This window comes from Oscillochloris sp. ZM17-4 (assembly GCF_019599295.1).
Taxonomy (GTDB): domain Bacteria; phylum Chloroflexota; class Chloroflexia; order Chloroflexales; family Chloroflexaceae; genus Oscillochloris.
Window position 1 is genome coordinate 184,683 of the sequence record NZ_JAIEWN010000006.1, and the last position, 11,637, is coordinate 196,319.

Sequence of the window (11,637 nt, forward strand, 5' to 3'; positions counted from 1 at the left end):
CCGCGACGCGGCTTCAGCCGCCAGCGACGTTGCACCTGCCCTGTGTCAACTAGCGCTTCAGGTTGACAGGACGGAACATTCGTACTACTCTAGATCCCGTCGAGATCAACCTGCAATCTGCAATCTGCAATCACGGGGGGCACCGATGGGACTAGACCTGACCGCCCTGAGCCGACAGGTGCGCCAGATGAGCGGGGCTGCGGCGCTGCGCGTGGCCGACACGGCAGAGCGCACGGCGCACGCCGTGTCCCGCTACCGCGAGTCCGCCGGTGAGGAGCGCCACTGGGCCAGAGCGGCCGACCTGAGCCGCGAGTCGGCCAGCTGGCTGCTGGCGCACCCGGTCGAGCCGCTCGGCACGGCGCGCGGCCTGCCGGAGCGCCCGGAGAGCTACGCCCTGGTGGCCAGCGACGGCTCGCAGATCGACCTCGACCGCCACGGCAGCGTGGCCTGCTACCTGATCAACATCGGCCGGGTCTTCCTGCGCTACGGCGAGGACCCGCTGGCCCGGCTCAGCTCCGAGCCCGCGCTCTACTACCGCGACGAGGACCTCTACCTGACGGACGGGGCGCGGCGGGTGGCGATCGAGGGCAACTACCTGAGCGCCCGCCGCGATGTGGACGAGGGCGTGGCCCTGGTCGGCCTGGCCGACGAGTTCCTGTCCGACGGCCTGCCCTGCATGGCCCTCCAGGACGGCACCCTGATCCGCTGGGCGCTCTCGGGCGCCGAGCGCTTCGTGCAGGAGCACTTTCTGGAGCGCTACCTGGCCTACCTCGACGCCATGCGCGAGCGAGGCGTCCCGGTGGCGTCGTACATCAGCCGGCCGCGCTCGCCCGAGGTGGTCGGCACCATCCGCCTGATGCTCTGCCCCGACGTGGACGTGGCCGCCGGCCGGGGCGCGAAGTGCGATGAGTGCAGCGACGTGGCCGACGGCCGCGAGCCGTCCTGCGCGGTCTGTCAGGGCCTGGTGGACACTGACGTGCTCGCCGGCCAGCTCACCGAGGGCCAGCGCGGCCCGCTCTTCATCTCGATGAGCCGGATCAACGTCGAGGACTACCGCGAGCACACCATCCACTTCTTCCACATGCGCGTCGGTCGCGAGCTGGCCCGGGTCGAGATCCCGCAGTGGGTGGCCCAAGACCCGGAGCAGGTTGACCTGATCCACGCCCTGGTGTACGATCAGGCCGCGCGGGGCGACGGCTACCCGGTGGCCCTGGCCCGCGCCCACGAGCAGGCGGTGGTGCGCAGCGCCGACCGGCGCACCTTCCAGAGCATCCTGGAGGGCAGCCTCTACCGCGCCGAGGCGGGCGCGAGCGCGTCGGCCAAGAAGGATAGCAAGTCGTTTATAAGAGGGTAATCAAGGGAGGGACACCCCTCCCTTGAACCCTCCCCACAGGGATCGCGATGCAGCGCATCGGCGAGGTGATCGAGTCCTCCACCACCCGCTTCACGGCGGGGGCCTACGAGCTGCTGGAGGCGCCGCCCTTCGGGTCGCTGGTGCGCGCCCAGACCCGCAGCGAGGGCATGGCCGTCTACGGGCTGGTCTACGAGATCCGCACCGGCAGCAAGGAGCCCGGCGGGCGCGCCGTGATGCGCGGGCGCACCTACAGCGGGCGCAACCTCTACGACGGCGAGATCTACCACGAGCACCCCGACCTGGCCGAGGTGCTGCAGACGGAGTTCTCGGCGATCACGGTCGGCTTCGTCGAGGGCGGGCGCTGCTACCAGTACCTGCCCCCGCACCCGCCGCCCGTCCACTACAGCGTCTACCCCAGCGACGATGCCGAGCTGGCCGGGTTCTGCGAGTCGAGCGACTTCTTCCGCAGCGTGCTGTTCGCCGCCCAGATCCCCAGCGACGAGCTGCTCTCCGCCGCCATCCGCGCCGCCGCCCGCGCCCGCCCCGATAGCCGCGACTACCTGGTGCGCGCCGGGCGCGAGCTGGCCAGCCTGCTCAAGGACGACTACGACCGCCTGACGGCGCTCCTGCGCAGGATCAGGCCGTAACAGAGTTCCCGTGACCGAGCGCCCGGCGACTGAAGTCGCGGGCTGATTCTTCGGCGAAGGCCGCCTGCGCGGCCTGTATGAGGCCGCGTAGGCGGCCTTCGCCCAGGATCCAGCCGGGGACTTCAGTCCCACGGAGCCGAGGCCGGACGACAATGACGTGGCCCTGGCGGCATACCCGCCCCACGCTCCGCCCTTGGCATCTGTGGTAAGATAGAGGGAGCTGATTTAAACGGGCGAAGCATTTGCCGCGCAGATGCTTCGCCCTCACGTGTAAGGCATATCCAGACCCATGAAACGCACTGACATCCGCAATATCGCCATCATCGCCCACGTCGACCACGGGAAGACAACCCTGGTGGACGCGATGCTCAAGCAGAGCCATATCTTCCGCGATAATCAGGCGACCGAAGTTCGCATGATGGACAGCAACGCGCTCGAGCGCGAGCGCGGCATCACCATCCTCTCCAAGACCACCGCCGTGATCTATAAGGGCGTCAAGATCAACATCATCGACACCCCCGGCCACGCCGACTTCGGCGGCGAGGTCGAGCGGGTGATGAATATGGTCGACGGCGTGCTGCTGCTGGTGGACGCGGTGGACGGCCCGATGCCGCAGACGAAGTTCGTGCTGCGCAAGGCGCTCCAGGCCGGCCACCGGGCCATCCTGGTGGTCAATAAGATCGACCGACCGCAGGCCCGGCCCAACCACGTGGTCAACGAGGCCTTCGACCTGTTCGTCGACCTGGGCGCCAGCGATGAGCAGTCGGAGTTCGCCACGATCTACGCCAACGGCCTGCTCGGCCACTCCGGCCGCTCGCCCCTGAAGATGCACGGCTCGCTGGAGCCGCTGTTCGAGGCCATCCTCGACCGCATCCCCGCCCCCGACGTCGACGCGGACGGCCCCGCGCAGTTCCTGGTCACCACCAGCCTCTACGACGACTACAAGGGCAAGATCGTCACCGGCCGGCTCTACCGGGGCACGATCAGCAAGGGCCAGCCCCTGGTGCGGATCGGCCGCGACGGCGCGATCACCCCGGCCAAGATCACCCAGCTCTTCACCTACAACGGCCTCCACCGCGAGGAGACCGAGAAGGCCCTCGCCGGCGATATCATCGCCCTCGCCGGGATCGCCGACGCCAACATCGGCGAGACGATCACCGACGCCGAGCGGCCCGAGGCCCTGCCGACGATCAAAGTCGAGGAGCCGACGGTGCGCATGACCTTCGGCGTCAACACCAGCCCGCTCGCCGGCCGCGAGGGCACCTACGTCACCTCGCGCAAGCTGCGCGAGCGGCTCTACACCGAGGTCGAGCGCGATGTGGCCCTGCGCGTGCAGGACACCGACAGCGCCGATGTCTTCCTGGTGGCCGGGCGCGGCGAGCTGCACCTGGGCATCCTGATCGAGAATATGCGCCGCGAGGGCTACGAGTTCCAGGTCTCCAAGCCCGAGGTGATCTTCCACGAGGATGAGCACGGCAAGAAGCTGGAGCCGATGGAGCTGGTCGAGATCGAGGTCGGCGGCGACTTCCAGGGCGTGGTGGTCGAGCTGCTCGGCCGGCGCAGCGGCCAGATGCGCGACATGCAGGTGCGCGACGACGGCACCGTCCACTATGTCTACATCGTGCCGACCCGCGGCCTGCTCGGCTTCCGCCAGCAGTTCCTCACCTCCACCCGCGGCCAGGGCATCCTCAACAGCCTCTTCTACGCCTACGAGCCGCTCGCCGGCGAGATGGACACCCGCGAGACCGGGTCGCTGATCGCCTCGGAGGCCGGCGTCGCCACGACCTACGGCATGCACCAGGTGCAGGACCGCGGCACCTACTTCATCAGCCCCGGCCAGGAGATCTACGAGGGCATGGTGGTCGGCCAGCATATCCGCGACGTCGACCTGGAGATCAACGTCTGCAAGGATAAGCACCTGACCAACATGCGCAACAATAAGGGCGCCGAGTCGATCCGCCTCGACACGCCGCGCACGCTCTCGCTCGACGATGCCGTCGAGTATATTAGCGACGACGAGCTGGTTGAGGTGACGCCCAAGGGCTGGCGCATCCGCAAGAAGCTGCTGAACGCCGAGGACCGCCGCCGCGAGAAGAAGAAGCGCGACATGGCCCTGGCGTAAAAGATTCTCACCCTGAGGTATGGCGGCTCTCGCCGCCATACCTCAGGGTAAAAGGCTCTCTCGGCCCCGCCGAGAATACCCCGGCGCGCGTGCGCGCCGGGGTATTCTCATCCGCCTCTCATCCCCCCCTAAGACTTTTTTTATACCTCCGGCGCATACTGTGATCTGCTACCTCGGAGGACTCCCTCCTCTGCGCCACATACGCTCCGTGGCCCGACCCTTGCTACATGACAACCGAATGTCTTTTCTACCGGCACCGCCACACGGCGGCCGCAAGAAGGGAATAGTATGACGACCCCAGCATTTGCCGGCGCAACGCCGGCGGATTCTATCATTCTCTACCTAAACGAGATCGGCGACGAGCCGCTGCTCACCTTTGATCAGGAGCAGGAGCTGGCCGGTGCGATGGGGGCCGGGCGCGATGCGGCGCGCCGGCTGGCCGATGAGCACCCGCTCACCCCGGGCGAGTGCTGGCGGCTGGAGCAGCTGGTGGGCGCCGGGGGCGCCGCCCGCGCCCAGCTGATCAACTCGAACCTGCGCCTCGTGGTGAGCATCGCCCGCCGCTACCAGGGCCACGGCCTGAGCCTGCTCGACCTCATCCAGGAGGGCAGCCTCGGCCTGATGCGCGCCGTTGACAAGTTCGACCCGAGCCGCGGCCTGAAGTTCAGCACCTACGCCACCTACTGGATCCGCCAGAGCGTCGGCCGCTCGATCGCCGACCACGGGCGCACCGTGCGCCTGCCCGTCCACCTCGGCGAGCGGCTCTCGCGCCTGGCCCGCGCCCGCCAGAGCCTCATCCAGCGCCTTGACCGCGACCCGACGCCCGAGGAGGTGGCCAGCGAGCTCGGCATCACCGCCGAACAGGTGACGCGCGCCGAGCAGGCCGCCCTCACCCCGGCCTCGCTCGACGAGGCCCACACCGACGACGGCAGCGGCGCCCTCGCCGAGGTGATCGCCGACCCGCTGGAGCCGACGCCCCTGGAGCAGGTGGCCCACGGGCTCCTGCGCGACGACCTCAGCGAGGCGATGTCGCACCTGACCACGCGCGAGCGCCACATCCTGAACCTGCGCTATGGCCTGGAGGGTGAGCACGCCCTGACCCTGGAGCAGATCGGGCAGCGGCTCAGCCTCACCCGCGAGCGGGTCCGCCAGCTTGAGAGCGAGGCGCTCAAGAAGCTGCGCGACCCGCACCTCGGCAGGCGGCTCCACGGCTACTTCGACGAGGGGTAAAGCGACACGCTGATGGCGAGCCTACGGCTCGCCATCAGCGTGTCTGGGGCAGGGCGGCGATCGCCGCCTCGGCGCGCTCGCGCCAGCGTGAGGCCGGGGCCATGTCGGCGGCGCGGATCAGCTCGCTGCGGGCGCGGTCGCTCTGCCCGAGCGCGGCCAGGGCGACGCCCAGGTAGTAGACGCTCTCGGCGTCGCCGCCGCCGTCGTCGGCGCGCTGGGCCGAGGCGGCCGCCTCAGCGGGCTGCCCGCAGTAGTACTGGTGGGCGGCCAGGGCCGTTAGCGCTGCGCTGTCGGTGGGCAGCGCCGCGGCGGCCGCCTCGGCCAGGGGCAGCCCGCCCGCGCAGATGTCGTAGGCGGTAGACAGATGGAAGCGCGCGCCGAGCAGGGCGTAGCTCCCGCGCTGCTGGGGCGAAGCCTGGGCCACGGCCAGCCCGTACTCCAGGCTCGCCTGGGGGTACTCGCGGCGGGCGGCGTGCCAGCTGGCCCAGGCCAGATGGATGTCGGGGTCGCTGGGGCGCAGGCGGGCAACCGCATCGATCTGGTCGCGCGCCGTGTCGCTCGCGTCGGTGGAGAGCGAGGCCAGGGCCAGCAGCATCCGCGCCTGCGGGTCGTCAGGCCGGTCGTGTACGATCTGCTCAAGCTGGGCGCGCCCGCCGGCGCGGTCGCCGGCCAGCCAGCGGGCGTAGGCGGCGAAGACGGCGGCAGCCCGGCCGTCGGCCCCCCCCGGCCCAACCTGCGCGAGCTGGGCCTCGGCCAGGTCGTAGCGCCCCATGCCGAGGTAGAGCTGGCCGAGGCGCAGCGGGCGGCTCTGCGGGTCGGCCACCAGGGCGGCGGACAGGTCGCCCTGCCACGCCGTGTCGGCGGGGAGCAGCGGGGCCAGGAGCGGGTCGGGGCTGGCGCCCGATGCGGGCGCGGCATCGCCGATGGCGCGGAGCGCGGCGGCGGGGTCGCGGGCGGCGATGAGGAGGGCCATGCGGTAGGCGGCCAGGCCAGCCCAGCCCGCCGGCAGGGGCGCGGCGAGGGCGGCGGCGTAGGCCGCCTCGGCGGCGGCGTAGTCGCCCTGGCGCAGCGCCAGCTCGGCCCGCAGCAGGCGGGCGGGGCCGCGGTAGGCGCAGGCCTCGGGGCTGCGGCAGTCATCGGCGAGCGCCCAGGTCTGCGCGGCCAGCTCCGGGCTGCCGCCGTCGGCGAGCGCATGCCCGAGGTAGATCAGGGCGAGCTGGTAGTCGGCGGGGCGCAGGCCGGCCTGCATGGCGCCGCGCAGGGCGCGCTCGGCGGGGCCGCGCTCGCCGCGGATGGCCCGGAGCATGCCCAGGCGCAGGCCGGCCTCGGGCAGCGCGCGCGCGTCGATCGCCTGGTAGGCCGGCAGGGCATCGTAGTAGCGGCCGGCGAGAAAGAGCCGGTCGGCGGCGCGCAGCGCGTCGCGCGGGCCGGGGCGCAGGGCGAGCGCCCCGCCTGCGGCGACCAGCGCCAGCAGCAGCGCCCAGGAGAAGGGGCGCAGCAGGCGCGCCGCCACGGCTGCGCTCATTGGTATAGAACCTGTGGCGCGCCTGCTGCGCCCCAACGGCGATCCATCGGCGATCCTTAGCGCTCCCCGCGCGGCCAGAAGGCCCAGAGCGCGGCGGCGATGGCGCCCCACCAGGCCCGGCTGGCCTCCCGCTCCATGCCGCGGGTGCGCAGCTGCACCCCGCCGAGGAACAGGCTCGCCGCGAACATGCCGCCGGCCAGGCGGTCGTTCGAGCGCTCAACCCGGCGCATCCCGCGCTCGAGCCGGCTGGTGTCCGAGCGGGTCTGCATATCGCCGCGGTTGGCCGCGCCATAGTACTCGTCCATCTGGCGCGGCAGCTTCAGCAGGATCTGGCCCAGCTCAACCAGCTCCTTCTGCACCCGCTCCGCCCAGTTGCCCTCCTGCTGCTCGCGATCCATCATCATGCGGGCGAAGGGGCGCAGCTCATCGAAGAGGTTGATATCGGGGCAGATCTCGGTGGCCAGCCCGCCGACCATGCTCAGGGCGCGGCCCAGGTAGAGCAGATCCTGCGGGATCTGGAAGGGCAGGTCGTAGATAATATCGCGCGTCTCGTCGAAGATCAGATCCACATCCAGGTTCGTCATCTCGCGCATCGTGCGGTTGTAGGAGAGCCGCAGCAGCGACTGGATGCCCCGCACGATCAGGCGGCGGTCGGCGCCGGCCAGGATCATGTTCATCTTGTCGAGCGAGTCGACGATCCGCTCCGGGTCGTTGGTGGCCAGGCCGATCACCCCGCTGCGCATCACCTCCATCGTATGCGGCGTCAGGTGGCCCACCATGCCGAAGTCCACAAAGATCAGCGTGAAGGGTGCCCCCTTGGCGGGCGGATCGTCCTGCGACGAGCCAGTCAATGTCTGGGCGATCCACGCGCCGCTCGCCAGATCATCCTTCGCAACCTGCCCGTTCTGGTACACCGCCAAGGGATGCTCCGGCTCGACCCGCACAAACAGGTTGCCCGGGTGCGGGTCGGCGTGGAACAGGCCATCCACATAGAACTGCTTCAGGTAGGTGTTGCTCAGGCGCGCGGCCAGCTCCAGCCGGCTCACCCCGAGAGAGTCGAGGGTGCGCAGGTCGTTGACCTTCACCCCGCTGATGCGCTCCATCACCAGGACGCGCCGGGTGCTCAGCTCGTGGATGATCTCGGGGGTGTAGACGCCGGGGATCCCGGCGAAGTTGGCGCGGAAGCTATCGGCGTTCTTCGCCTCGCTGACGTAGTCTAGCTCCTGGACGAGCACGCGGCCGAACTCGGCCAGCAGGGCCTCCATATCGGCGCGGCGGCGGATGGGCGGGTAGTTCTTGATCAGGCGCACCACCCACGTCACCGCGCTCAGGTCAACCTCGATGATCTTTTCGATGTAGGGGCGCTGCACCTTCACGGCGACCAGGCGACCGCTCTTGAGGGTGGCGAAGTGGACCTGGCCGAGCGAGGCGGCGGCCACCGCCTCAGGCTCGAAGGTCTCGAAGATCTGCGAGGGCAGCGCGCCCAGCTCCTCCAGGATCACCTCCAGCACATGGCCGGGCGGCGCGGGCGGCACCTCATCCTGGAGGCCAGCCAGCTCGCGGCGCACCTCCTGGGGCACGATGTCGGCGCGCGACGAGAGAAACTGGCCGAGCTTGATCTGCATGCCGCCCAGCTCAATGGCCATAGTGCGGAATCGGCGGGCTATCGTCGCCCATCGCCGCATCTGGGTGCGCCGCACATACCAGCGCATCAGGGCGAAGCGCTGGAGAAAGATATCCCAGATGTAGATGTGGGCGACCACCCCGAGAAAGAACAGCAACACGCGGAGAAAGCGCTCGCGCGGGCGAAACTGCGGCGGAGCGCTCGGGGGCGGGGTGGCGGTATGATCGATCGGGGTGGGCTGCGAGATCTGTATCTTTAGGGTGTCGGACATAATTCCGCCATAATATCGTTTTCTTCCCTGTGAATTATACCAAAGATCCCATGCCCGCGCCGGATGCCTCTGCTCCCACAACTCTCGATGGATGAGAAACTAAACCTCTAGACCGATAGCGCAGCGCACGTGTCGCGCTACCATGATTGTGTGAATTGTCGCATATTCCCCGCGGCCCCATCTCGGCCGCACCTCATAGAGAGGCTGTGTTTGGCCGCAGCATGCTGCAGCCTCCTAGCATCACACCATGGCTATCGATAGTGTTCGCCTTCTTACCGACAGCGCCGTTCAGATCTGGCGGGGGCTGAGCTGCTACAGTAGCATCGAGTCCCTCACCGCCAGCGACTGCTTTGAGGATTGGCTCGGCAACACAACGCCTCGCATCTCCCTCGACCGCGCCGAGGAGCAGTCGCTCCGCCGCGAGTATCGCCGGCTGACCACCCTGATCGACGAGATCGAGACCCTCGTCCGCTCCCGCACCCGCGCCCTCGACCTTGTCCGCAGCCGCATCGCCGAGGACGCCCTCGCCTCGTAACCGCGCAGCGCCAACACGCCCGCCGAAAAATTTGACAGAAATCTCAACCTGGCATATACTCTGCGAACTCAGTTGTCTCCAGAAAGTTCATAGTGCCAGGCGCGGGGGAGGCGAGGGCGAAGAGCCCTGGCGGCAGCGCGCGGTTTCAGGGCATACAAACCCTGGGCAGCGCCACGCCACGCCGCCTCACGATCTCATCGAGCTAGGGCGCATCCCGGCGAATACGGCGGCGCGAGGATGACGTGATCCCCGCAGCCCCGGCGGCGGATCTATGGCCGTGGCCGGCGCGACACAGCGCAGGTACGCTAAATCGGCCTATGACAAGGTTTCAGGTTGCTTTACAGTTTGATGCCGTGAATGGCGTTCTACTGCATCAAATCTGCAATCTGCAATCTACAATCTGAAATCTTGTCTATGCGCGCAATGTTTCACGCCCTGCTGGCCCAGCTGCCGGTGCCGAGCAGCCCGGCCCTGAACACGCCGCTGGCCGCCGGCTACCTGAAGGCCTACGCCGAGGCGCACGGCCTGGGCGCGCGGGCCGACATCCAGATCCTGCCCCGCGCGATCGCCGACCACGCCGGCGACGCGGCCCTGGCGGCGGCGATCATCGAGCGCGCGCCCGACCTGCTCGGCCTCTCGCTCTACACCTGGAACAGCGAGCGCTCGCTGGAGCTGGCCCGCCGCGTCAGGGCGCAGCTGCCCGGCATGATCGTCGTCGTCGGCGGCCCCGAGGTGCAGGCCGATAACGCCTGGGTGCTGGGGCACCCCGCCGTGGACGTGGCGGTGATCGGCGAGGGCGAGCAGACCTTCGCCGAGCTGCTATTGCAGATTGCAGATTGCAGATTGCAGATTGGGCCCAATCTGCAATCTGCAATCTGCAATCTGCAATCGATCCCCGGCCTGGCCCTGCGCGGCCCCGGCGGCGAGCCGATCTTCACCGGCGAGCGCGTGGCCCTGGGCGACCTCGCGGCCATCCCCTCGCCCTACCTGGCCGGCCACCTGGAGCTGCCGCCCGACGGCATGCAGATGGTCGAGGTCTCGCGCTGGTGCCCCTACGCCTGTAGCTTCTGCCTCTACGGGCGGAACATGGGGCCGCGGCTGGGCGGCCGCTCCTTCAGCCTGGAGCGGGTGCTCGCCGAGATCGCCTGGGGCAAGGCGCGCGGCGTGCGCCGGGTCCACTTCGTCGAGGCCAACCTGAACCTGCTGCCGATCTTCTGGCCGCTGATGCGCGCCCTGGCCGAGCTCAACGCCGACCGGCAGATCGCTTTCTACGCCGAGCTGCGCGGCGAGCACCTGTCCGCCGAGGCGGTTGCCGCCCTGGACGCGGCCAACATACGGGTGGTCGAGGTGGGCCTCCAGACGGCCAACCCGGCCGCGCTGCGCGCCTCGTACCGCAAGACCGACCTGGCGAAGTGGGCGGCGGGCACCCGCCGGCTCTACGCCGCCAAGATCGAGGTGCTGCTGGATGTGATCCTCGGCCTGCCCGAGGACGACGCGGACGGCGTGGCCGAGACGCTGGCCTTCATCGAGCGCGAGGGGCTCGGCCCCTACGACATCTTCACGCTCCAGGTGCTGCCGGGCACGGCGCTGCGCCGCGAGGCTGCCCGGCACGGGCTGACCTTCCAGGGCCGCCCGCCCTACTATGTGCTGGGCACCAGCCGCCTGAGCTACGCCGAGCTGCGCCGGCTGCGCCGCGAGCTGAAGCTAGGTGCCGGCCTCGACCCCGACGAGGTCGAGGGCGTGCCTGCGCCGCGCGCTGATGCGCTGGCGGATGGGCAACCATCCACCGGCTATGTGTCACGTATCACCCCTAGAGATATTCAGGTATCGGAGTATCGGCTATCGGCTATCGGCTATCGGCTATCATCCCACGTCGACCTCATCCTCCCCGCCGATCAGCTCGCGCAGATGACGCCGCTGCTGGCCGGGTGGATGCAGGCTAACCCAAGTACAGTCTTTGATATCTACCTGGAGGTGGCGGGCGAGCCGCCGCGGCCCGAGGTGCTGCGGGCATGGCGGGATGGGCTGCCCTACACGCCGGGCTACCTGGACCGGGTGGCGGCCTACGCAAACGAGACGCCCGAGCCGGGCCACGCGCGGGCGGGGCTGCGGATCTGGCTGGCGCTGCCCTGGGTGTCCCAGGCCGAGCCGGGGGACTATGCGGGCGTGGCGGGGGTGATCTGGCGCTACGAGCTTGGGGAAGGCGAGGCGCTGCCGCTGGGCGCGTGGCGCACGGCGGGCGGGGCGGGCATCGCCCTGGCGGGCGCGGGGGCGGGGGCAATCGCGGCGGCCAGGGAATGGGCCGCCGCGCACGGGCGGGTGATATGGG

General features: G+C 69.5%; 8 protein-coding genes. 6 read left to right on the top strand and 2 right to left on the bottom strand.

Features of this window, described 5'->3' with window-relative positions; translation table 11 throughout:
• Positions 1-145 precede the first annotated feature (145 nt).
• From K2Z83_RS07655 to K2Z83_RS07670, 4 genes are all read left to right on the top strand, one after another.
• Positions 146-1,354 (top strand): DNA double-strand break repair nuclease NurA, encoded by a 1,209-nt coding sequence (locus tag K2Z83_RS07655; protein ID WP_220594579.1) that lies wholly within the window; start codon positions 146-148, stop codon positions 1,352-1,354.
• A gap of 47 nt (positions 1,355-1,401) precedes the next feature.
• The gene (locus K2Z83_RS07660) at positions 1,402-2,001 is read left to right on the top strand and encodes an HAS-barrel domain-containing protein (protein WP_220594580.1); all 600 of its coding nucleotides are present in this window, start codon (positions 1,402-1,404) and stop codon (positions 1,999-2,001) included.
• Positions 2,002-2,290: 289 nt separating this feature from the next.
• Positions 2,291-4,123, top strand: a complete 1,833-nt coding sequence (typA, locus tag K2Z83_RS07665) for a translational GTPase TypA (protein ID WP_220594581.1) — start codon at positions 2,291-2,293, stop codon at positions 4,121-4,123.
• Between the two features lie 288 nt (positions 4,124-4,411).
• The gene (locus K2Z83_RS07670; RefSeq protein WP_220594582.1) at positions 4,412-5,353 is read left to right on the top strand and encodes an RNA polymerase sigma factor RpoD/SigA; all 942 of its coding nucleotides are present in this window, start codon (positions 4,412-4,414) and stop codon (positions 5,351-5,353) included.
• A 34-nt stretch (positions 5,354-5,387) separates the two neighbouring features.
• Here the strand turns inward: K2Z83_RS07670 and K2Z83_RS07675 are convergent, their stop codons facing one another.
• Positions 5,388-6,878 carry a hypothetical protein gene (locus K2Z83_RS07675; protein WP_220594583.1) on the bottom strand — a complete coding sequence of 497 codons (1,491 nt, stop codon included), beginning with the start codon at positions 6,876-6,878 and terminating at the stop codon, positions 5,388-5,390.
• Positions 6,879-6,934: 56 nt separating this feature from the next.
• Positions 6,935-8,773: an AarF/ABC1/UbiB kinase family protein gene (locus tag K2Z83_RS07680; RefSeq protein ID WP_220594584.1), complete on the bottom strand. Its 1,839-nt coding sequence runs from the start codon at positions 8,771-8,773 to the stop codon at positions 6,935-6,937.
• A gap of 247 nt (positions 8,774-9,020) precedes the next feature.
• On the opposite strand from K2Z83_RS07680, the gene K2Z83_RS07685 reads away from it, so the two are divergent.
• Positions 9,021-9,308, top strand: coding sequence for a hypothetical protein (locus K2Z83_RS07685; RefSeq protein ID WP_220594585.1), 288 nt, complete (start codon positions 9,021-9,023; stop codon positions 9,306-9,308).
• 357 nt (positions 9,309-9,665) lie between these two features.
• On the top strand, positions 9,666-11,637 hold a 1,972-nt coding region (locus tag K2Z83_RS07690), incomplete at its 3' end, for a B12-binding domain-containing radical SAM protein (RefSeq protein WP_220594586.1).